The sequence below is a fragment of the Stenotrophomonas sp. CASM110 genome (assembly GCF_049384345.1).
In the GTDB taxonomy this organism is placed as follows: domain Bacteria; phylum Pseudomonadota; class Gammaproteobacteria; order Xanthomonadales; family Xanthomonadaceae; genus Stenotrophomonas; species Stenotrophomonas muris.
In genome coordinates, this window is record NZ_JBMRGI010000008.1 from 150176 (window position 1) to 172461 (window position 22286).

The window sequence follows — 22286 nt, forward strand, 5'->3', positions numbered from 1 at the left end:
CGCAGTCAGCGCGATGGCGACCATGTACGGCCAGGATCAGAACAACAAGGCCATCGAGGAAGCCGCGGAGCGTCAGCAGGAGCAGATCAACGACCAGGCCGCCGAGCGCACCCAACAGCGCATGGAGGAGGCCCGCGCACTGCGATCCGCGATGCGCGCCTCCGCAGCAGAAGCGGCAGTGTCCGGCAACTCGGTCGAGCTGCTGGCGAACGACATCATGGCCCAGGCTGGCCGTGACGTGGCCCTCATCGAGAAGAACCGCAGGAACGGAGTCGTCGAAAGCGGCTCCGAAGCACGCGCTCGTATCCGCACCGGCAATGCCGAGGCGCTGGGCGGCGTGATGCAGTCAGGCGCGAATGCCTACAGCAACATCCAAACCTACAAGCGCTATTCCATTCCCGGAGACGAGTAACCCGTGGCTCGCACGAAACCCCAAGAGATCATCCGCCGCGCGCAGGTGCCGCAGCGTCTCGCCGAGCGCCCCGTTCTGGCGGTGCAGGCTGACCAAGCGTCCTCCGCTGGTGCCGGTGTCCTCTCTCGCACCGCCGCTGCGGTGCTGACGCGCGTCTCGGATTCCGTCAACTCGCAGATGATCTCAAACAGCCGCGAGCAGTACAGCGCCGCGGCGACCCAACGTATGCAGGAGGACGCCGAGGGTACGCCCCGGCAGGCCGAGGACTTCGTTGCCCAGCAGTCGGAGTCATGGCGTCGCGGCTACCTCAAGGCAGACGGCATCATCCGCGTCCGCGACTGGCAGATCGAAGCGGCCAAAGAGATCGCCAAGGCCGAACCCGGCACCGACATCGAGCCGCTCATCAAGGAGCGGATGGCTGCGCTGACGCAGAACCCCGAGTTCCAAGACCCGCAGGTCCGCAAGGCCCTGATGCCGGTCGCCATGCGCGCCGCGCAGCAGGTCCGCCAGCAGTGGCAGGCCGACTCGATGCGGGAAATGCTGGTCCGGCAGAAGGAGTCGCTGACCGCGATCATCCGCGACGGCATCAAGGGCGGCACGTTCCTCACTTCCGAGGGCATGAACGGCCTGTACGCGATGCTGGACCAGGAGGAGTACGCCTATCTCAACAAGCGCGACGTGGACGAACTCTACGTCGAGGCCGCCAAGGAGGAGCTGGCCGCAGGCAACCGCGATCCTCAGTCGATCCTGGCGTTCCTGGAGCAGGACCGCGGCGACGGCCAGCCCGGCTTGATGAACACCGAGCACGGCGACGAGCTGCGCGCGGCGGCTGCCGCTGGTGCCCGCGTGATCGCACACCGCGAGGACGAGGCACGCAAGCAGGCGATCGCCGAGGCAGAGTGGACGCTCCAGGGCCTCGCGGATCGCGGCCAGCTCACCCACAAGACCATCGACACCTGGGCCAGTAAATTCGGCCTGAGCGGTGGCGACCTCCAGTCCTTCAAGCGATACTGGAACAACCAGCAGGAGCAGACGCTTCGCCGCTGGGAGCAGGAAGCGAAGGAGCGCGCCCGAGAGGAGCGCATCCGCAAGCTGGTAGCCGGGGGCAATCCCTACGAGATCAGCGACGCCGACCTCAAGAAGCAGGCCGGTAAGGAGTGGGAGGAAACCCCGCAGGCCGCACGCGGCCAGGTGCTCCAGAAGTGGGCACGGCAGGGCATCGTCATCCCCCAGCTCGAACGCATCCTCAAGCGCGCTGACCCGGCGTTCCAGGAGAACTTCCAGAACGCCGCGACGCTGTACGAACAGCTCCGCAAGGTCTCGCCCAAGTACGCCGATACGGTCGCTGGCGGCGAGGCTGCCGCAATGCTGGACCAGTACCTCTACGACACCCGGCGCAGCGGTCAGTCTCACCAGGAGGCCGCTCGCGTCCTGACGCAACCGAAGCGGGAAGTCGAGGAGGCCCGCTCGGTCATCAACGACACCTGGAAGTCCGGCATCAAGGACTACCTGGAGATCGACGGCAAGCCGCGTGACCCGCGTGAGCTGCACCGCATCCGCCAGGAAGCCGAGCGCATCGCCTCGCGTGGCGGAGTGTCCGGCGAAGCTGCCATCCGTGCAGCGGTCGGTCAGATCGACGCCCAGCGCACGACCGTCAACGGCCGCCGCGTGCCAAACATCGGCATGCCGCAGGGTGCCGAGCCAGCGGTAGACGAGCTGATCCAGACGGTCGCGCGCAAGCTCGGCCGCGACCCGGATGAGCTGTCGGCCCTGCCCAATCCCCGCAATCCGGGGCAGTGGCAGATCGTCGGCCCCGACAACTGGCTGATCCCTGACCCGGACACCGGCCGCGCCATCGGTTTCGACCCGCGTGCCATCGCGGCACAGCACCAGCGCTGGAAGGGAGACCTTGCGGAATCCCAGGCGCGTCGTCGGGTCGAGCAGCGCACCACCTGGGCGGACCAGTCCCGGAACATCCGCGACCTGCGCTCGCAGTCGGCGACCACGGAAGTCCCTGCGGCCATCGCCAAGCGCGACGCCAGCGCCGCCGAGGCTCCCGCCTTCGAGCTGCCCAAGTTCGACCTCACCAAGCCGCTGGTTCCCAACGCGGGCACCAAGCAAACCACCACCACCCCGGCAGTCCCCGAGGACTTCCTGGAGTACCTGACGAGGAAGTAAGACCGCATGTTTGAATCCCTACCCGGCGCAGACGAGAACATCGTCAAGCCGGCAACCCAGCAGCCCATCGTGCAAGCCGTGCGCGAGCGCAAGGAGCAGCGAGAGGCCGCGGAGCGCCGGAAGGATCAGACGACCGTATGGGACGGATGGGGCGCTGCCCAGGCAAAGGGCGGCATCGGCTTCATCGACCGCTTCATCACCGAGCTGGGCTACGAGCCGCAGCAGGGCTATCGCATTCCCGCAGACGCGCGCAAGCGCTGGGAGTCGATGGGCCTGCGCCCGGAGCAGTGGGAGCTGTTCGGCCGGGCCACGTCCGACGAGCACCTCTCCTATCTGGAATCCGTGGCCTTTATGAATCAGATGGCGGACGACGACCTGGCGCAGTTCGGCCTGGGCGGACAGATCGCCCTCGGCTTCACCGACCCGGTGGCAACCGGCCTCGATCTCGCCACGGGCGGCCTGGGGTACGCAGCCAAGGCCGGACGCCTCGCCAACGCGGTGCGTTCCGGTCTACAGGCTGCGGGCACCTCCGCGCTGATGTCGGCCGCAACCTCCACCTACGACCCCGAGCAGACGCTCGCGGATGGCGTGCAGAGCGCCGCCCTGTCGTTCGCGTTCGGTGGTGCCCTCGGCGCTCGCCGGGGTGCCCTGTTCGACGGCGAGGTGAAGCCTGACGTGGTGAAGCGGCTGGCCGGTGACGACTCGCTGTCCGCCGCCCGCGTGGCAGGCACCGCCGCCAACGACCTCACGCCAGGCGTCCTCCCGCTGCGCAACGAGAGCGCATTCGAGCAGGAGTTCACCGACAAGGCGCTGGTCAACGCGCACATCACGCCCCACTTCGCCACCGTCCGCCGCGACCTTGCTGCCCGCATGGGTAGCGCCAAGTCGCCGCTGGTGCGCGAGGCGGGCCGCCTGCTGTTCCGCGATGGCGTCGGCTACACCGATCGCTCCGTCGCGGTCCAGGAGTCCACCAGCGAGTTCGCCAAGCGCCACCTGGCCGTCATGGAGACGGAATGGCGGAGCGGAGTGAACGCCGCATGGGACGCCTACAAGCAACGGACAGGCACCCATTGGTGGAACTTCTCCGAGCGCGCAAAGTTCAACGAGGAGGTCGGCCGTGCCGTGCGCGGTGCGCCTGACGTATCACCGGAAGCCGCCAAGGCGGCCGGCAGCGTCGCCAAGGCGATGCGCGATGCGCTCAAGCTGGCGCAGGACAGCAACCTCGACGGCTTCGCCAACGTGGCGCAGAACGGCAGCTACCTGCCGCGCTACTGGAGTGGCAAGGGCTTCAAGCGCCTGTTCGGCGAGATGCAGCTTCACCAGGACGACGTGATCGAGCAGCTCATCAAGCCCGCCATGCGTCGCGCCTGGGAGGCCACCACCGACGAAGGCGACGAGATCGACGACGAGCTGCTCGGGGCGGTTGCACGCTCCTACCTCAAGCGCGCCCAAGCGAACTTCGAGGGCGACGGGATGGACCTGCTGGTCCGCCCGCTGGACAGCGATTCGGTCGAGGAGATCGGCAACATGCTGACCGAGGCGGGCGTCTCGCCCGTGCGGTCGCAAGAGCTACTGTCCAAGCTGGAGCGCAAGACCTACGAGTCGGGCAAGCTCGACCGCGCGAAGAAGCGCATCGACCTCGACGAGACCTACTCCACCACCATCCGCAACGAGGCTGGCGAGGACGTGCAGGTCTCGATGGCCGACCTGTTCGACAACGACGTGGACTCGGTGATGACCCGCTACATGCGCGAGATCACCGGCTGGTCGGCGCTGTCGTCGAAGGCTGGCATCAAGAACCGCGCACAGCTCGACCGCTTCGTGTCGAAGCTCAAGAGCGACGCCCGCAAGTCCGGCGACGACGTGAAGGACATCGAGCGCCTGATCGACATCGGCCTCAAGTCCACCTTCGGCCGCAGCACCGAACTCGATCCCGCCAGCCGAGGCGCACGCTACGCGCGGTTCCTGCGCAACTGGAACTTCGCCCGCGTGATGAACCAGGTCGGCTTCTCGCTGTTCGCCGAGCTTGGCCCGACCATCGCGCATGCCGGTCTCCGCAACTTCTGGAACTCCGTGGGTGCCGCCCGCGACTTCCTGGTGCGCGGCGCTGACGGCAAGCTGTCCTCGCAGGAGGCGCGCGTCATGGAGCGGCTGTTCGCACCCGGCACCGACTGGCTGCGCAACCCGCCGTTCCTGCGCCTGGACGAGGATGCGCTAGTGCCGCAGACGTTCAACGTCAAGCACGGCGAGAAGATCGACAACGCGATGAACATGGCGACGCACGTCACCTCGGTCGCATCCGGCATGGCCCCGATCAACACGATGCTCCAACGCATCGCCGGTCGCGCCACGCTGCTGCGGCTGCTGGACATGGCGAACGCCAAGAAGCTGTCGGACGCCGAAGTGGCCCGCCTGCGCACCTGGGGCCTCGACGAGAAGGCCCAGGCCGACGTGTTCGGCTACCTCAAAGGCAAGCGGCAGATCGAGCAGATCGACCCGGACAAGCTGCCGTTCCAGACGCGCGAGCGCATGGCGGCCTTCCTGTTCCGCGTGACGCGACACCAGGTTCTCGAAGGTGACGCCTCGGACAGCATCGAGCTGATGCACTCCACCACCGGCCGCATCGTCACGCAGTTCCGCAGCTTCATGGTCAACAGCTACACCCGCCACTTCCTGAACTCCGTCCACCACTACGACGACTGGCGCACCTACGCGATGGTCGTGCTGTCCACTTCGGCAGCAGGCATGGGCTGGGCGGCTCGCACGTACATCAACACTGCGGGCAACCCCGAACAGCGGAAGAAGCAGCTGACGCAGGAGAACTTCTACAAGAACGCTGTCGCGCAATCGAGCTGGTCGAACGTGATCCCCGCGGTCACCGACGCCGTGTGGGCGGACGCCTTGGGTAACGACCCGGTGTTCGCCAACAACCGCTCGACCGGCCTGGAGAACGGCGTGATGGGCATCCCGTCCATCGACCTGTTCAACAAGGTCTACGGCAGCACGCGGATGATCGGTTCGGCCATCCGCGACGATGAGGAGATCACCGAGAAGCAGATGCGCGACTTCTGGAAGATTTGGTGGTTCAACAACATGACGGGCGTCCGCAACATCGCGGATCAAGCCCTACAGCAGTTCCCTGACCGCAAGGACGGGACTGATCGACCGTAACCAGGAGGCCCTTCGGGGCCTCCACCTTTTTGAGGACGCATGATCGAACTATCGCGCGGCCTTTCCTTCGTGCTCTACACCTACGAGGGAGGCCCTACGCGGTTCACCGTGCCGTTCCCGTACATCGCCCGCGAACACATCCGGGCGTTCGTCGGTGAACCGGACGCGGCCCGCGCTGTCTCCGTGTCGTGGGTGGACGCCAGCACCATCGAGATTCCGTCGCAGGATGGCGTGCTCGACGCACCCTACACTGTGACCATCCGGCGATTCACGCCGATTGACGCCCTCCTGGTCAACTACAAGGAAGGCGCAAACCTCCCGGCGCGCGACTTGTCCAAGTCGTTCCGCCAACTGCTGTACGCACACCAGGAACTCGCCGAGTTCGGTGGTGGCAGCGGCCTCCCCGGTGGCGGCCCCGGTAACCCCGGTGGCGACCCGGACCTCAACGCAATCATCGAGCAGCTCCTCCGCTCGCCAGCACTGCAAGACCTGCTGACCCGCATCGACCTTATCGACGTGAACGCCGAGGCGATCCTGGAGGAAATCATGCGCTCGCACGAGTTCTTCGACGTGCAGCGCGACTATGGCGACAAGATCAGCACGGCCACCCACGAGATCGGACTGCTGACCGAAGGCAACAAGGTCATCGCGCAGCAGATCATCGACCTGTTCGCGCGGGTGGACTACGGCGAGCAAAGTAGCCAGGCACGATTCCTGGAGGTCAATCGCGCCATCGCTGACGAGCGCTCCGCGCGCGTCGAGGCGATCACCGAGCTGCAAGGCCAGGTGGTCGAGAACGGCAAGACGATCTCCGCAGCGCTCAACCAGCGCATCGACGAGGTGGAGAGCACCACCGAAGCGGCGCGTGCGGCCACCGAGCAGCGCCTCGGCGCAGAGATCGAGGACAGCGCGGCGCAGGTCCGCACCGCGGTCATGGCCGAGGTTGACGCAACCAAGGCCCGCGTGTCCGACGTTGAGACGGCAGTAGTCCGCCACGGCGAGAACATCGCTGGCCTGGCCGAGACCACCGAAGCCCTGACGGACGCCGAGGGTGCCAACACGGCATTCCGACAGCAGATGGCGGCCAGCTACGGCGCGAACGTGCCGCAGGGGATTGCCAATGAGATCGACGGCCAGGTGTCGGCGGTTTCGGCCGCCTTCGAGCAGCGCATCGACACCGAAGCGTCCGCGCGCGAAGCCCTGGCTTCCCAGGTATCCACGCTGGAGACCAGCACCGCGCCGACGATCTTCTCGGACGCGCAGCCCTCCCCGCCCGCTGGCGGCTTCAAGGTTCCGACCTTTTGGGTCAAGACCGTGCAGACCGGCGCGTACCTGACGCAGATTTGGGATGGCACCGGCTGGCGCAAGGCCGACCTGGATGTCACCTCTCCGACCGGCGCGCTGGTGCAGCAGCTCAACACCACCAAGATCACCGCCGAGCAGGCACAGGCCATCGCGGCCACGCAGGTCCAGGCGTTCAAGGACGGCGACTTCGCCACCATCCGGCAGGAGTTCAACGTGGTCGCCGGGCAGCACTCCGGCATGTACGGTCAGTGGCAGGCCAACTACTCGGTCAAGATCAACGCGGGCACCATCAACGGCGTCCCCGTGGTCGCCGGTATCGCCCTCTCCGCCAACCCGCAGACCGGCAGCGACTTCATCGTCACCGCGGATCGCTTCGCCTTCGTCCACCCGCAGTACACCTCGGGCGGCACCTTGGCGAGCATCAAGTATCCGTTCGTGATCGGCACTGTCGGCGGCCAGTCCACCGTGGGCATCCAGGGTGCGCTGGTGGTGGACGGGACGATCACTGCGGACAAGATCAGGGTGAACTCCCTGGCCGCGCTCACGGCAAACGCAGGCACGATCAACGGCGGCACGTTCAAGACCCACACCCTCGACGGCAACGGCAACATCGTCAACGCTGCCGAGTTCCGCGTGGAAATCTCCAACCTCGGCGACTGGCCCCTGTGGGTCGGCTCCGGCGCGAAGAACGCCAACAACGCGGTGTTCTACGTGGACCGCAACGGCGGCGCGTTCTTCCGAGGCCGCGTCAATGCTCCCAACATCGTTGGGCAGTTCCAGTCGGCGACCGGCGTGTGGTGGACCGGGGCAACGAGCCTCTGCTACCAGGCGGGCAACAACTTCATCCCGCTCGGCGATTGGGTGGCGATCCACGAGTTCTGGCTCGGCGCTCCGGTGCTGGCTGGCGAGGGTCATACGCCCTCCGTGTCGGTGACCGTCACCGCGAACACGCGCGTCTACGGGCTGCACGTCATCTTGGAGGAGCTGCGCGACTCTGTGTGGGTCGTCATCGCCTCGCACGAGCCGCCGATGTACCGCGCGTTGATTCAGCAGATGGGCGGCGACGGCAACACCTTCACTGCGTCCAACTTCTACACCTACGAGCAGTCGGTGACGCTCTCGGCGTCCGGCGCATGGACAGGCGGTGCCCGCGCATTCCGCGTGCGGTGCCGCGCATCCAGCCCGCCTCCGCAGGTCCACGGCTACGACGCCCCGGCCTACCCGAACTACCTCATCACGTCGATTGGCGGCTTCGCCTTCGGCATCCGATAACCCTCAGAGAGAACCCAAGCACCGCATGAGCACTACCCCCGGCTACGTCTCCAACGCCGAGCTGGCCTCGCGCCTCTCGACGCTGGTAGACCGCTGGAACCGGCGCGAGAATCAGATGATCGCGCTGCTGACTCAGGAGGAAGGCACCGTCGTCGTGACGGACGGCCTGGGCAACAACCACACCCTCCCCTCGTTCCCGCAGCTCCAGAAGGACGTGGCCGGGCTGACCGACGAGCTGACCGGCTCGGTCGTGCAGGTGCGCGACCTGGTGTCCGTGGCAACCGGCATGGCGAACGCCGCGCAGGCGTCCGCAGATGACGCCTCTGGCTTCGCCGACGCTGCCGAAGCATCCGCCGTGCGCGCTGCGGAATCCGCCGCGAGCATCGACGACGACGTGCAGGCCACCGCCGACGCGGCGACCTTCGCTGCTGCCAAGGCGGCCGAGGCTTCCGACAGCGCGACCGAGGCGGCAAGCTCCGCAGTGGACGCCGCCGCTTCGGCGACGGCCTCGGCCACCTCGGCGCTGGCTTCGGCTGGCTCCGCAAGCCAGGCGGGCACGTCGGCCACCGCAGCGGGTCAGGCGCGTTCCGACGCGCAAGCAGCGGCGACTGCTGCCGCCACGTCACGGGATCAGGCGCAGACCATCCTGGGCTATGCGACCGACGCGGCCGACCGCGCGGAAGCTGACGCCACCGCTGCCGCAGCATCGGCTGCCGCAGCCGCCGACAGCGCGACCGCCGCAGCGACCTCGGTCACTCAGGCGACCACCCAGGCCAACCGGGCGGAAGCCCAGGCGTCCGCCGCGGCGACCAAGGCTGGCGAGGCTGCTGGCTCGGCGACCACCGCAGCCGGTCATGCCTCCGCTGCGTCCGGCTCGGCGTCTGCCGCCTCGATCTCGGCGCAGACCGCATCGTCGGCCAAGGCCGCTGCCGAGGCTGCCCGCGACAAGGCTGGCCTGTACGCGAACGCGCCGCAGGGCACCGAGGTCTCGCCGGGCGAGTTCTCGGCGAAGCATTGGGCCGCCCAGGCGCAGGCTGCCGTCACTGGCTCGCTGGTCTACATGGGATCGTGGGATGCCGGCACTGGTGCGTTCCCGGCCAACCCGGTGAAGGGTCACTTCTACAAGGTGGTCGGCGAAGGCACTGTGGGCGACATCCACTGGCGAGTCGGCGACCAGGCGCTCTACGGCGCTACCTGGGAGAAGATCGACAACACCGATCAGGTCACCAGCGTCGCCGGTAAGCAGGGCGACGTGACCCTCGTGGCTGGCGACATCGGCGGCCTGGGCGCGCTGGCGACCCGCGACGACGTGGACTTCAACACCCACGTCACCGGGAAGCCGACGACCTACCCGCCGAGCACCCACACGCACACCAAGGCGCAGGTCGGCCTCGACAAGGTGGACAATACCGCCGACCTCGACAAGCCGATCAGCACCGCGACGCAGACGGCGCTCGACGGCAAGGCGGCGGCGACGCACACGCACACCATCGCCAACGTGACCGGCCTCCAGTCCGCGCTCGACGGCAAAGCGGCGGCGTCCCACTCGCACACCATCGCAAACGTAACCGGGCTGCAAGCGGCGCTCGACGGGAAGTCGGCAATCGGCCACACGCATACCGCCGCCGAGATCGCCAACGTCGTCAACGTGACCGACGATCAGTCCATCGGTGGCGTCAAGACGTTCGCCTCCGGGCAGATTCGTGTGCAGGGATTTGGCGGCGAGGCCACGTCCGGCGTCATGTACCTGGGGTCGCTGGATCGCTATGTGTACGTGCCGCCAGCTGCGAACTCGCTGGAGTTCCGATTCGGCGATGGCACGGGTGGCGTCGCGTCCCTCAACGCTGGCGGCACCGTCTGGACCTCGGCGAACTTCAACCCGGCAGGAAAGGCCGACGCCGGTCACACGCACACCATCGCAAACGTCAGCGGCCTCCAGTCCGCACTGGACGGCAAGGCGAGCCTGGGTGGCGCAACCTTCACCGGGCAGGTCACTCTGGCCTATGGCGCGCCGCTGCGGTTGACCGGCATGGGTGCAGCGGGAACCGCGTACATCCACGGAACGAACGGCGCTGGCGATGACGTTTGCTCGATCACCCGCGTGAACACGAACAGCTGGTACAACCTGTACTGGAACGGTGCTGCGAACATTGCGGGCCGCCTGACGGTCGGCGATCAGATTTACCTCAACGCTGGCTGGTTCCGCTCCCAGCAGTCCGGCACCGGCTGGTACTCGGAAGCGCACGGCGGCGGCATCTGGATGCAGGACAGCACCTGGGTTCGCACCTACGGCGGCAAGGGATTCCTTATCGCTGGCCCAGGCGGTAGCGGTGGCGACCTCCGTTTGGAGAGCTACTCGCCAACCATCACCTGTTACGACTCCGACAACGGGACCACGCACTGGCTCCATTGCAACGACAACAACCACGGCTTCCTCGCCAGCAACGCCTTCTCGTGGTGCGCCTACCGCGACGGCAGCAACAATTGGGTCGCCACGGGCAACATCGTCGCCTATGCGTCCGATGCGCGTCTAAAGAAGAACATCGTGGACGCCTCGGCCTCCAAGGTGGCCGACTTCTTCGACCGCTTCCGTGTACGCGAGTTCGATTGGGATGCCAAGGCAATCGCCGAGCTGAATCCCACGTTCCACCCGAGCGCGGATCACGAGGTCGGCGGCATCGCGCAGGAGGCCGAGGAGGTCTACTCGTTGATGGTCGCCACGCACGCAAACGGCATCAAGACGATCCAGTGGGAGAAGGCTATTCCCTTCCTTATCGCTGAGGTGCAGGCGCTGCGTAAGCGCGTCGCGGACCTTGGGGGAGGTGCCTGATGGCCCTCCCCGGCTCCGGCCCTATCTCCTGGGAAATGATCCGCGCCGAGTTTGGCGGCGGCTACCCGATCTACGCGGACCAGTATTACCGAGGACGTGGATTGGTGCCCGACGTTCCGGCCAACTACGGCGTCCCCACGAGCGGCCCGATCTACGCCTCGCAGTTCTACAACGCGGTCAAGGCGACGCCGTTCCAAGCATCGCTGTCGCCGAGCTACCTGATGGGTAACTGGCCTCAGTCCACCAACGGCACGGTCAGCGAGTCGTTCAGCGTTTATTGCTCGGGCGGCACCGGCAACTACTCCGTGGTCTCCCGCTCCGTCACAGGCGGCGCGTCGATCTCCGGCAGCGGCCTCGGTGGCACTGTGACCGCCTCTGGGCGGAACACCTCCCGCATGGGGCAGTTCACAGTCGTCGTCACCGATGGCGTCACGCAGATCACCCTGACCGGCAACTACGAGTACAGCTTCGGTCGTCCGCTCTAACGCATCCACCACCTACAAGAGACCTAATGCACGATGAAGTGAAGCTGGTCGGCGCTCTCGCGGGCGTCGGCCTCATCGTGGGCATCGCAAAGATGCTCACGTCGAACGATCCGATCACCTGGAAGCAGGCGCTCGGCCGCGCAATCCTCTCTGGCGCTACCGGCCTTGCCGCTGGTGCCATCGTCATTTTCATCCCCGGCGTCTCCTTCGTCGCCCAGGTCGCGCTCGCGTGCATCCTGGCGTCGCTCGGCACGTCCGCGCTGGAGACCGTACTGAACCGCGTCGTCAACAAGTGACCGCCCCCAAGGATGCCTTGGAGCGACTGCACGCCGCAGTCGCTGACAAGCTCGCCGACACCATCGACTCGATGGAGTCGGACGCGAAGGGCCTGGCCTCGATCCTCAACGTGGCCCGGCAGTTTCTCAAGGACAACGGCATCGACGTTGCGGCCACGCCGCCCGGCTCACCGCTGGGCAAGCTGGCCGACAAGGTGTCCGAGTTCCCGTTCGATCCCGCTGAGGATGGGCGGCTGAACTGATGGAGGGCATGACGAGCCTCCACGTTCGTCACCCTTTCGAGGACTTCCGCAACTTCGCCTGGTACGTCTGGAAGGAGCTGGGGCTACCAAGCCCCACTCCGATCCAGTACGACATCTGCGAGTTCCTGAAAACCGGCCCGCGCCGTCGCGTCATCATGGCGTACCGCGGCGTCGGCAAGTCCTGGGTGACGGCCGCCTACGTCTGCTGGCTCCTCTGGAAAGACCCCCAGCACAAGATCATGGTGGTCTCGGCATCGAAGGAACGCGCCGATGCGTTCTCGGTGTTCGTCAAGCGCCTGATCGAAACCCTGCCTGAGCTGCAACACCTGCGCCCGCGTCCCGACCAGCGCAACTCGAACCTGGCGTTCGATGTCGGTCCCGCGCAGCCCGATCAGTCGCCCTCGGTGAAGTCGGTCGGCATCAACGGCCAGCTCACCGGCTCCCGCGCCGACACCATCATCGCGGACGACATCGAAGTCCCAAAGAACTCCATGACCGTCGTGCAGCGCGAGAAGCTCGCCGAGCTGGTCAAGGAGTTCGACGCGGTGCTCAAGCCTGGCGGCGAGATCATCTACCTCGGCACTCCGCAGACCGAGGAGTCGCTCTACAACAAGCTGCCCGAGCGCGGCTACGTCATCCGCATCTGGCCTGCGCGCTACCCGAAGGACACCAAGCACCGTCAGGTGTACGGCGACCGCCTCGCGCCGATGATCGCCGATGCGTTCGACGCGAACCCCAAGCTCGCCTGGAAGAACTGCGAGAGCGTCCGCTTCTCCGATGAGGACTTGATGGAGCGCGAGGCGTCCTACGGACGCTCCGGCTTCATGCTCCAGTTCATGCTCGATGCGTCGCTGTCCGACGCCGAGAAGTACCCGCTCAAGCTGTCCGACCTGATCGTGATGGACGTGGACCGCGAGGTCGCTCCGATCCGCGTGGTCTACAGCAGCGGCCCGGAGTACATCGTCAGCGACATCCCGTCCGTGGGCTTCACTGGCGACCGCCTGTACCGGCCCATGTACCTCGCCTCGGAAATGGAGGAGTTCACCGGCAAGGTACTCGCCATCGACCCCTCGGGCCGAGGTGGCGACGAAACCGGCTACGCGGTCGTCGGCATGCTTCGCGGCATGCTCTACGCGCGCCGCGCTGGTGCGACCAAGGGCGGCTACGACGACGACACGCTGGAGACCCTGGCGCACATCGCGCGCGCCGAGAAGGTCTCCGCAGTCCTCATTGAGGCGAACTTCGGTGACGGCATGTTCGCCAAGATGCTCTCCGGCGTCCTGGCGCGCGTGTACCCGTGCTCCATCGAGGAGGTGAAGCACTACGGCACCTCGAAGGAGAACCGAATCATCGACGTGCTGGAGCCGGTGCTGAACCAGCACCGCCTGGTGGTCGATGCCTCGATCATCCGCGCCGATCAGAAGTCCGAACAGAAGTACCAGCTGTGCTACCAGCTGACGCGCATCACGCGCGACCGCGGCGCACTGCGCCACGACGACCGCCTCGAAGCGCTGGCGATGGCCGTGAAGTATTGGGCCGACCAGCTCTCCCGAGACGTGTCCAAGGAGGAGCAGCGCTACCTGGAGGAGCTGCTCGACCGCGAGTACGCCTCCTTCATCCAGTCCGTGACCGGCCGCATGCCGTCACCCGACAACTACCTCGACATCCTGTAGGAGACCCAATGTCCAACACGCTCGCTGCGTGGCTGATGGCGCTCGCCGCCGCTGGCCTGCTGTACCTGTTCCTGCGCCGCAAGAACGACGACGACAACGACGGCCCGAGCGCACCCGCGCCGGTAACGCCGTGCGACTGCAACCACGCTCCCTGCTGCCACACCCAGGGCGGCCAGTCGAACCCCTACGCGCCGGTATGACCGACGCAAAGCTGCCGAGCCTCGTGGAGGTCAGGGACAACCTGATCCCCGCGGCGGCCCGGCTGCTCCCCGGCGTGGCCTTCACTCCCGAAGCGAAGGTCATGCTGCTCGCCATTGGTCTCCAGGAATCTCGCTTCGAGCACCGCAGGCAGATCAAAGGCCCCGCACGCGGCTTCTGGCAGTTCGAGGCGGGCGGCGGCACCGCAGGTGTACTCCGTCACCCGGCGACCTCCGCACGCGCCTCACAGCTCGTCTCCGCGCGTCTGGAGCGTCCCTCGACCGCTGCGGTCAACGAGGCGCTCGCCTCCGACGACGTGCTCGCCTGTGCGTTCGCTCGCCTGCTGCTGTTCACCGATCCGCGTCCGCTGCCCGCCCTGGGTAACCCCCAGGCCGCATGGGACTACTACGTCCGCAACTGGCGGCCGGGCAAGCCGCACCGTGACACCTGGGACGCGCTCTACGCGAAGGCCCTGGCAACCATCCGCAACACCTAACCGGAACCCATGAACTTCAAGACCATCTACAACCGCGCCAGCGAGCGCCTGGTGCGCGCCTACGAGCGCGCTAAGGGGTACGTAGCGCTACGCATTGCCCTCGCCTCGCAGTGGCTCCTGGAGCGCCTGCGCGAGACCTCCCGTCGCACCTACACCGGCTGGCTGTTCGTCGTCGTGTTCCTGGCGCTGCCCTACGTCGTCCTCGGCGGCCTGTGGGAGCACCTGCGGAATGCCGCGGAGCGCCTGTGGGATGACGTGAACGACATCGAGTGGGCTGCGTTCACCCCGAGCTACTGGCGGGAGCACATCAAGCAGTGACCACGCTGGCCTTTGACGGCCGGCTCGTTGCTATCGACTCGCAGGTCACCGCTGGTGATCTGCGGTACGAGGAGGAGAAGTTCTACCGCACCACCGACACCACCGGGCGCGACCTGGTGGTGTTCGGCGCGGGCACCACTTCCCACATCCAGCGAGCCGTGCGCGAGCTGTCGGAGGGATTCGACGAACTGACCAAGGGCGAGTACACGATCCTCGTGGTCGGCCTGCGGGACAACCCGGTGGCCTTCTACCACGACGGTCTCCCTCTCGACCTCCGGCGCGACTTCCTCGTCGCCGGTAGTGGTGGTGCGATTGCCCTGGCCGCCATGAAGGCAGGCCACAACGCGACCGAAGCAGTCCTCATGGCCTGCTCGACGGACCTCTACAGCGGTCCTCCGGTGCAGACCTACGACACGGTTACAAAGCGTTTCCTAAAACGCCGGACCTGAACTACTGGCGCATGGACGCGCCTAAACAGGAATGCCGATTTGGCGAGTCCTATCAAGGGCGCTCATGAGTTCTTTGATGCGGTACGGCTTCGGGAGAAAGGTCGCCCACTGGTGAGCGTCAGGGAGCTGCGGGTTCGGCACCCCGGACGCGAACATGTAGGGAATTCGGTGCGACAGCAGGTAATCGGCGACGGACATTGATGCTCCGTCCTGCGTCTGGATGTCTAAGATCGCCGCGTGAAATGCTTTCGCCTCTATGCGGTCGAATGCATCGGCAGCGGAGGCGACCACATCGACCTCGTAACCCTGCATCGCCAGGATTTCCTTCAACATCCCTGAGAGGTCAGGATCATCTTCCATGACCAACAACGAGCCGAGCCGACCCTGGCTGTATGCATCCGTAGCCATCGCGCGTTCTCCCACGCCTACGTTCCCCAAACGGTTCGTACCGTACACGACGGCCAGTTAAAAGACAGGAAACGACTCTACCTGAAAGTGAACAGTTCAGCTATCACGCCAATTCTTCATCCTTGAACCACCACATTACAGCCAAGACGACAAACCAAACGATCAGCGGGACGCCAATCGTGAATTCCACGAGTAGGCCTCTCATGTGCTCGTGCTGCGCGGCCTCAGTCAGTGCAGAATCCAGAATTGGCACCGCATCGGCCACCACGCTGTACGCGGTCGTGTCATCGTTTATGACCTCGCGGGTACGTTCGACCAGCTCCCGTGCTGCTCGAAGCTTCGCGTGCTGATATGCGGCGGGCACTCCAGCACAGACCAGCGAGAGGACAGTGACCAGCGCCGCCAAGCGAATGAGGAGGGTATTGAGCGATGCCATAGATGCTCGTTGTAATGTCTATGCCAACCGCTAAGTTTATTCGACCACGGAGCACTGGGAGGGCTTGACAAGGGTGCTATCATAGTAAGACCTAAGTATTACTCTAGCAGGACTATAGAGTTCTATTCATTGGTATTCACCATCAAGTAGAGCTACAGTTCTCCTATGCACTCCTGGGGTGTTCCTCTGTCCTCCTTGGGTGCCACTGCGGCGGACTAGACCTCCGTCCCATCCTTGATGACCCATAGCACCACGCCCGCACCAATCCAAGCGAGCGCCGGGATGCCCAAAGCGAGCTGGAGAAACAGGTTGCGGGAATTGCGGTTGCTGATGAGGTCATTCGTCGCGGCGTCAAACGTCCGCACCGCCTCATCAACCAACACCTGCGGCGAGGCGTCGTTCTCGATGATCTGCTCGTTCCAGGAACGCAACTCCTCAGCGCTCCTTACGCCGGTCTGAAAGTACGCGGCAGGGAGTCCTGCGAGCACTAAGGCCAGGACGGTGATCGCGGTAGCGGTTCTTATCGTGTATCGGCGGGCGTACATAACGTCTCCTCGAAGTGACAGAGGTGGTCGAAAGGTTTGCGGCAAATTTCCGAAGGAGTATCCAACTACTTGGAACGGCGCGATCACCCCCCGTAGGGGGTCGCCCCCTGTAGCGTAAGGCACGATGCGCCCCCTTCGCGTCACCTGCGGCGTCACCACCTCGGCTAACCTACTGATTCCAAAGGTGAACCACCGGATTAGGTATCCAGTGCCTAGGCAATCCCATGCGATACCTGGGCAACCTGCGGACATCCGCGCTCAAACGTTCGCGCCCCTGTCTGTCCCTATCTGTCTTTTTGCCCTGACCGCCACGCGCCCACCTCGGCACCACCTCGGCACACCTGCCGACCACCTCGGCACACCCTGCCCGGCCTATGCCCACCTGCCGCCCACCACGGCCAGCCAATGCGCCACCACGGCCCACGCAAGGCCCGCCACGGGCACCCCTACCGCCCCGCCTATAGAAGCTCCCCACGCGCGCGCTAGGCGCTCCCTGCGACCATCCAAAATCGTTGCCATCGGGGTATTGACAGCCATGCGGGGATTGATCTAATCTATACCCGTCGCCAGCAACACGGCGGCAGCGGAAAAGGCGGCGACAGACGTGCGACCGATGGATCGACAGCACCTAGAGCTTATCCCGCCAGCACTGAGGACTAGCCCCAAAGGCCCCTAAGCGCACCGCAGGTAACGTCCGGCTCAACCATCCCCCTACCGGGAGTGATTGACAAACCGGGAGCAAAAGGGCATAATGCCCACCATCGAACAACGGCCGCAGGGTGCGGTCGGGACAGTAGGAAAGGGGCAGGCAGGAGCGCCGCCCACGGCAGAACGCGGGGAGCTGGGAACACTAGCCGCGCCGGGAAGTGTAAGGGCCGATGAAGGCCGCCACGGATACCGGGTCACCGCCAGAAAGAGCGGGGCCATCTGTACGGGATTCCTAGGCGAGCTGGAGGCGCTCCCGGAAGCTGGCGACGGTCAGATTCCATGCCTTACGAGCATGAGTCTGACCGCCAAAGCGCCCCTACCGTTGTGATGGGGCGTTTTGGTGGTCCGATTCACTGGAGAGCAACCCATGACGATGATCCCGTTTGATATGACCGCCCGCGACTACTACGTGGCCGGTTGCATCCGCCGCGGCATCCGCGAGCACCGCGCCCGACTCAACGAGCGGGAGCGCCAGGCACACAAGAACCGCACCCAAGTTGCGCCTTGTCCATCCCCCGTTGTCATCTGATCCCCTTTCGTCAACCCGGTTTTCCACACCCCGCCGACGTGTGACGGCGGGTCTTTTTTGGAGCTACCATGAGCACCAATGGACCACTGGAGGACTTGCAAGTGCGCAAGCTCACCGCTGAGATTCGCAAGATCAACCGCGAGAGCGACAAGCTGATGATGGAGACCCGGTGGTATCCGCTGGTGGTCGCCACGGCCTTTGTGGCTGGCATCGTCACGCTGACCAAGCTGTTCCTCTAACAGCGCCCTACCCCAATCCCCCGAAGCCGCCGCAAGGCGGCTTTTTTGTTGCCCGGAGAAAGCTATGAACAAAATTCCTTCCGCCCTGATCGCCGCCGCTCTGCATGTGGCCCCCAAGAATGACGTTCGCTTCTACTTGAATGGCGTGCTGATTGAGTCGCACGCCGATGGTGCGATCATCGTTGCTACAGACGGCCACCGCATGCTTGTGGTGCGTACCAGCCTGCCGTGGGACATTGGCAAGATCATCGTGCCGCGCAATGCGTGCGAGCTGGTCGCCAAGATGAAGGGCGATGTCTATTTCAGCGCCGTGGACGATGCCAGCCGGTTCAAGGCGGAGCGCGGAGGCCAGGCCATTGAGTTTGCTGCCGTTGATGGAACCTACCCGGACTGGCGTGCTGCGGTGTCCAAGCCGAACGAACTCAAGCTGTCCGGATTCGCGCCTGCCGTCCTCGAAGGCGTAGTGAAGGCGGCCGGTGTAATTTGCAAGGCATTCGGCGGCAAGGCCACTTCACTGATTCCGGTGACTGGCGGCGACGTGGCGGCCATGTTCGGTATTGGCGGCATCACCGATCCGAGCATCAGGTGCGCGTCTTTGATCGTCATGCCAATGCGCGACTCGTCATACCCGGAAGCCCTGTGCAGCGACGCGCTCCGCGCTTAACCCGAACCCATCAGCCGCCGCAAGGCGGCTTTTTTGTTGCCCGGAGAAAGCCATGAACCTCGACAACTACGCCCCCGAGAGCGCGAAGCGCATAGCCGTGGCGCTGGTGGATGCCGCCCTCGCCGCTGGTTACTCGCTCGGCGTCTACGACGGCGAAGAAACCACGGTGCGGCACAGCCGCGACCGGCAAGAAGTGTTGGAGGCCCTCGCCTCTACCGACCACGATCACCTGCGGTTCTACCGCCCGGACGCAACAAAGGCGGGGTTTGTGCTCCTGATTTGGGAGAACGGGGACGACGCCGCGAGCGACTGGAGCGACAACGACGAGACCAACGCGCTGGTGATGCCGGTGCTGCGCGGGCTGGGGGTGCTGTGATGGAACTGCGCACCTACGGAACCCGCAACGTGTTCCTGGCACAGCCGGGGCGCTATCACGAACAACTGGCGGCGACCGCGATGACGCCGCAGCAAGCCGAGGAGTTCGCCACCGTGGTCAACCGCGCAATCAGGGATACCGACTTCGACCCCATCGACCTCGCGCAGCTGGCGAGCGGGTGGACGTGGCCCGAGCCGATGAGCACCGCGCCGCTGGGCATTGAGGACTCCGAATTTCTTGTCGAGGTGGCGCGCATGCTGCACCGCCTCTGGCAGGAGGTCGGCGAGCAGTGGAGCGGCGTTTGGGCCTACGACATCGCCGACCCGCTGGGCGGGTGGCTGTCGAGGAACGGCATCAACCACGAGACCGCCGATGGCGTGGCCCGCGCCGAGCAGCAGGCCCGCGCATGGATCGCCGAGGGCATGGGAGCCGCGCGATGAGCTACCGCGAGGAGGACATCTTGTTCGAGACCGAAAAGGCATGGGTGCTGCGCAAGGGGCCGAACCATTTTGAGGTCTACAAAATCGGCCTCACCCACTCGACACGCCACGGCATTTTTCACAACATCCCCGGCGCACTGGATCGCGCCATCGAACACGCAAAGGGCCTGTCGCAATGAGCAATGACAACGAGCTGGCTGTACCTGCCGGTGACAAGCTGGTCACCCTGGGCGACCGATCGGTCTCCTACGGTCCCCGCCAAGAGTTCGACGGGAGCGTCGAGCCTTGCGCACCGATGGCCGCGCAGTTTTGGGGCGTCTACCGCTGGGCCGGTAAGGACCGCTGGTGGTGGATTGCCGACGTGGCCGACGAGGACACCGCCCGCGCAGTGGCCGCCGCCTACCTGCTGAACGTCAAGCCCGATTGGGCGCACTGACCGATAACCACCCCTGATCCCGAGGCCCGCCTAGTGCGGGCCTTCGCATTTCTGGAGCACACCATGCAAATCTACGTTGCCTGCCTTGCCTCATATAACGCTGGCGTCCTGCACGGCGAGTGGATCGACTTGGAGGGACGCGACGCCGACGACGTGCGCGATGAGATTGCCCGCATCCTGCGCGAGTCGCCGCACCCGAACGTGACCGTTGATTGCCCGGATTGCGGCGGTACTGGAACCACATACGTCCCCCGAGTATTCGGCGGGGCGGAATGCACGGCGTGTGGCGGAAGCGGCAAGGTCGCCAGCGCCGAGGAGTGGGCCGTCCACGACTACGACGACGTGTTCGGGGATACCTGGGGCGAGCACCCCGACCTGGACAAGCTGTGCGCATTGCAAGAGCGGCTGGACGAGTTGCACAACGACACCGAACGCGCTGCCTACACGGCCTTCTGCGACCACGAGGGCCTCGACGATGTGACCGTGGAGCAGTTCCACGAAGCCTACGTGGGCCAGTTCGATAGCTGGGCCGACTTTGCCGAGAACTATGTGGACGAATCGGGGCTTCTCCACGGCGTGCCCGACGCCCTCTCCCGCTACTTCGACTACGAGAGCTATGGCCGCGACATTCGGCTCAACGGTGACGCGTTTGAGGTGAGCGGCTTCTACTTCTGGAGCCGCTAACGCCGCTTCCGCAAGACCCTGCGCCAATACAGGTATGTGCGATGCGCCGGCACCGAGCTAGTCCACACCCATACGACTAGGTGAAGGGCCGTAATGGCGACTTCTACGCGGGGGTCAATCATCGAACGGTCCTTGGGGTCGGGAGTGGCGATCACGCCCTTCAGCCCTAATCATAAGGCCAATCTCGATATTTGGCACTCATTGTTCCATTTGTAGCACTTGCATAACAGGAGACTTACATATGCGTAACGCAGATTTCACCGCAAACTCGACCCTGGTGATCGTCAACGTGGCCCTCCGCGTCCACCAGTTCGGCCCGTTCTTGGTATTCGAGCGGGAGGTTTTGGTCCTGCATGAACGGACCTACGAGGTGCCCGAATGATTCGGACCATCAATTTCGACCATAACGAGAAGCGCGGCGCTCTCCGCGCGATGCTCGGCCTACTCAACGAGCGCGTCCAGTTCTCGGTCGTCCCCGAGGACTGTGGCTGGCGGGTGTCGTATCCGGTCCCACCCGCGGCCCCAACGGAGACCCCGCGGCCATGACTTCACTGCACCAGTCGGGATCAATCTCTCCCGTGGTACTTGATTCCTACGGACGCGCCATCATTGTGGCCTGTAGTCTGCCCGACGGCAGCGTCATGCTGTCGGGCTGCGCATCCGCAGACGACCAGGGGGGCGTTCTCAGTCTATGAGTACGGTGAGACGGACAATAGCCAGCGCGGTAGTCCGCGTAGGGCAAGGACTGTTTTTTGCATCCGTGGTCGGGGCCATTGTGACCCTGGCGGCGATGCTGGCACTACCGTTCTTAAAACACTGAAACGTAAGACCTTTTTGTGGAGCGCAGCCGGGGGTGGCGGCGCATTACAACGCCGTGAGCAGGGGACAGGACGGCCCCTTCGCAGGGCAGAAGTACCTGGACCTGTTCGTGAAAGCCTTTGGATATGAGATCGGAATCGACCCCTCCCCCACGCCTTGGCAGCGTGGTTTCTGGATGGACAAAATTGGCAAGAATGCCATCAACATTGGCTTGGGCCTTGTAATCCTTACATTGCGGCTCCAAGATAGACCCTGATGGTTTCCCAAGGGGGAACCATCCCCTTACGGAAAATGAGCGCACCATGAATCTCTCGCAGAAAGAACTGACGGCCATTCTCACAACCGCACTGTCAGCCTTCCGGGAAGAGATCGACGAGGACATCACCGCCACCCGCATCCTCACCCTACTCGCCGTTGTGGACGAGCCGGGCATTCAGCAGGTGGACCTTGAGCGCGTCCTCGGCGGACTCTCTCCCTCCGCAGTGAGCCGCAATGTGCTCGACCTGTCGTCTATCAAGCGTAACCGCGAGCCGGGGCCTGACTTCCTAGAGCAGCGCCCTGATCCCGCCTACCGCAAGCGCAACCTGATCTTCCCGACGACCAAGGCGCTGCACTGGCTGGCTTCGCTCGCAGAACGTGTCAACCGCAAGGTGACGGCGCGCGTCGCAGCCGCCTAA

The 22286-nt window shown here is 65.0% G+C and carries 26 protein-coding genes; 23 read left to right on the top strand and 3 right to left on the bottom strand.

Annotated features, from left to right (window positions below; genetic code table 11):
* Positions 1 to 13 precede the first annotated feature (13 nt).
* The 13 genes from VG561_RS09185 to VG561_RS09245 are packed head-to-tail and all read left to right on the top strand — an operon-like array spanning position 14 to position 15325.
* The gene (locus VG561_RS09185) at positions 14 to 412 is read left to right on the top strand and encodes a virion core protein, T7 gp14 family (RefSeq protein ID WP_032961812.1); all 399 of its coding nucleotides are present in this window, start codon (positions 14 to 16) and stop codon (positions 410 to 412) included.
* Positions 413 to 415: 3 nt separating this feature from the next.
* Positions 416 to 2590 (top strand): hypothetical protein, encoded by a 2175-nt coding sequence (locus VG561_RS09190; protein ID WP_423179534.1) that lies wholly within the window; start codon positions 416 to 418, stop codon positions 2588 to 2590.
* A gap of 6 nt (positions 2591 to 2596) precedes the next feature.
* Positions 2597 to 5761, top strand: coding sequence for a hypothetical protein (locus VG561_RS09195; protein WP_005412397.1), 3165 nt, complete (start codon positions 2597 to 2599; stop codon positions 5759 to 5761).
* Positions 5762 to 5800: 39 nt separating this feature from the next.
* A complete protein-coding gene (locus VG561_RS09200) occupies positions 5801 to 8338 on the top strand; it encodes a phage tail fiber protein (protein ID WP_005412396.1) in 2538 nt (845 codons plus the stop codon).
* A 25-nt stretch (positions 8339 to 8363) separates the two neighbouring features.
* Positions 8364 to 11168 carry a tail fiber domain-containing protein gene (locus VG561_RS09205; RefSeq protein WP_005412395.1) on the top strand — a complete coding sequence of 935 codons (2805 nt, stop codon included), beginning with the start codon at positions 8364 to 8366 and terminating at the stop codon, positions 11166 to 11168.
* Positions 11168 to 11653: a hypothetical protein gene (locus VG561_RS09210; protein ID WP_126411773.1), complete on the top strand. Its 486-nt coding sequence runs from the start codon at positions 11168 to 11170 to the stop codon at positions 11651 to 11653. The genes VG561_RS09205 and VG561_RS09210 overlap by 1 nt, the downstream gene beginning before the upstream one ends.
* A 26-nt stretch (positions 11654 to 11679) precedes the next feature.
* Positions 11680 to 11949 carry a hypothetical protein gene (locus VG561_RS09215; RefSeq protein WP_005412393.1) on the top strand — a complete coding sequence of 90 codons (270 nt, stop codon included), beginning with the start codon at positions 11680 to 11682 and terminating at the stop codon, positions 11947 to 11949.
* Positions 11946 to 12191 carry a hypothetical protein gene (locus tag VG561_RS09220; protein WP_032961803.1) on the top strand — a complete coding sequence of 82 codons (246 nt, stop codon included), beginning with the start codon at positions 11946 to 11948 and terminating at the stop codon, positions 12189 to 12191. The genes VG561_RS09215 and VG561_RS09220 overlap by 4 nt, the downstream gene beginning before the upstream one ends.
* An 8-nt stretch (positions 12192 to 12199) precedes the next feature.
* Positions 12200 to 13864: a phage terminase large subunit gene (terL, locus tag VG561_RS09225; protein ID WP_032961836.1), complete on the top strand. Its 1665-nt coding sequence runs from the start codon at positions 12200 to 12202 to the stop codon at positions 13862 to 13864.
* An 8-nt stretch (positions 13865 to 13872) separates the two neighbouring features.
* A complete protein-coding gene (locus VG561_RS09230; protein ID WP_005412390.1) occupies positions 13873 to 14064 on the top strand; it encodes an LPXTG cell wall anchor domain-containing protein in 192 nt (63 codons plus the stop codon).
* Positions 14061 to 14558, top strand: a complete 498-nt coding sequence (locus VG561_RS09235) for a hypothetical protein (protein ID WP_065426719.1) — start codon at positions 14061 to 14063, stop codon at positions 14556 to 14558. The genes VG561_RS09230 and VG561_RS09235 overlap by 4 nt, the downstream gene beginning before the upstream one ends.
* 9 nt (positions 14559 to 14567) lie before the next feature.
* Positions 14568 to 14876, top strand: coding sequence for a hypothetical protein (locus tag VG561_RS09240; RefSeq protein ID WP_005412388.1), 309 nt, complete (start codon positions 14568 to 14570; stop codon positions 14874 to 14876).
* On the top strand, positions 14873 to 15325 hold the full coding sequence (locus VG561_RS09245) for a hypothetical protein (protein WP_005412387.1): 453 nt from the start codon (positions 14873 to 14875) through the stop codon (positions 15323 to 15325). The genes VG561_RS09240 and VG561_RS09245 overlap by 4 nt, the downstream gene beginning before the upstream one ends.
* Positions 15326 to 15346: 21 nt before the next feature.
* Here the strand turns inward: VG561_RS09245 and VG561_RS09250 are convergent, their stop codons facing one another.
* From VG561_RS09250 to VG561_RS09260, 3 genes are all read right to left on the bottom strand, one after another.
* Positions 15347 to 15748: a response regulator gene (locus VG561_RS09250; protein ID WP_125899042.1), complete on the bottom strand. Its 402-nt coding sequence runs from the start codon at positions 15746 to 15748 to the stop codon at positions 15347 to 15349.
* 88 nt (positions 15749 to 15836) lie between these two features.
* A complete protein-coding gene (locus tag VG561_RS09255) occupies positions 15837 to 16169 on the bottom strand; it encodes a hypothetical protein (protein WP_032961798.1) in 333 nt (110 codons plus the stop codon).
* Between the two features lie 215 nt (positions 16170 to 16384).
* A complete protein-coding gene (locus VG561_RS09260) occupies positions 16385 to 16714 on the bottom strand; it encodes a hypothetical protein (RefSeq protein ID WP_032961796.1) in 330 nt (109 codons plus the stop codon).
* A gap of 1075 nt (positions 16715 to 17789) precedes the next feature.
* Here VG561_RS09260 and VG561_RS09265 point away from each other — a divergent pair.
* The 10 genes from VG561_RS09265 (at position 17790) to VG561_RS09310 (ending at position 22286) form a co-directional block, all read left to right on the top strand.
* Entirely contained in the window at positions 17790 to 17951 is a 162-nt protein-coding gene (locus VG561_RS09265; RefSeq protein ID WP_154267699.1) for a hypothetical protein, read from the top strand.
* Positions 17952 to 18019: 68 nt separating this feature from the next.
* On the top strand, positions 18020 to 18190 hold the full coding sequence (locus VG561_RS09270) for a hypothetical protein (protein ID WP_004154558.1): 171 nt from the start codon (positions 18020 to 18022) through the stop codon (positions 18188 to 18190).
* 64 nt (positions 18191 to 18254) lie between these two features.
* Positions 18255 to 18854: a hypothetical protein gene (locus VG561_RS09275; protein ID WP_076739530.1), complete on the top strand. Its 600-nt coding sequence runs from the start codon at positions 18255 to 18257 to the stop codon at positions 18852 to 18854.
* Between the two features lie 52 nt (positions 18855 to 18906).
* A complete protein-coding gene (locus tag VG561_RS09280) occupies positions 18907 to 19230 on the top strand; it encodes a hypothetical protein (RefSeq protein WP_005412384.1) in 324 nt (107 codons plus the stop codon).
* Positions 19230 to 19670: a hypothetical protein gene (locus VG561_RS09285; RefSeq protein WP_005412383.1), complete on the top strand. Its 441-nt coding sequence runs from the start codon at positions 19230 to 19232 to the stop codon at positions 19668 to 19670. Before VG561_RS09280 ends, VG561_RS09285 begins: the two co-directional genes overlap by 1 nt.
* On the top strand, positions 19667 to 19849 hold the full coding sequence (locus VG561_RS09290) for a hypothetical protein (RefSeq protein ID WP_032961794.1): 183 nt from the start codon (positions 19667 to 19669) through the stop codon (positions 19847 to 19849). Before VG561_RS09285 ends, VG561_RS09290 begins: the two co-directional genes overlap by 4 nt.
* On the top strand, positions 19846 to 20106 hold the full coding sequence (locus VG561_RS09295) for a hypothetical protein (RefSeq protein WP_032961791.1): 261 nt from the start codon (positions 19846 to 19848) through the stop codon (positions 20104 to 20106). Before VG561_RS09290 ends, VG561_RS09295 begins: the two co-directional genes overlap by 4 nt.
* Positions 20107 to 20169: 63 nt before the next feature.
* Positions 20170 to 20790, top strand: coding sequence for an antirestriction protein ArdA (locus VG561_RS09300; RefSeq protein ID WP_032961789.1), 621 nt, complete (start codon positions 20170 to 20172; stop codon positions 20788 to 20790).
* Between the two features lie 241 nt (positions 20791 to 21031).
* The gene (locus VG561_RS09305; RefSeq protein WP_005412379.1) at positions 21032 to 21172 is read left to right on the top strand and encodes a hypothetical protein; all 141 of its coding nucleotides are present in this window, start codon (positions 21032 to 21034) and stop codon (positions 21170 to 21172) included.
* Between the two features lie 739 nt (positions 21173 to 21911).
* Positions 21912 to 22286, top strand: a complete 375-nt coding sequence (locus VG561_RS09310; RefSeq protein ID WP_005412378.1) for a hypothetical protein — start codon at positions 21912 to 21914, stop codon at positions 22284 to 22286.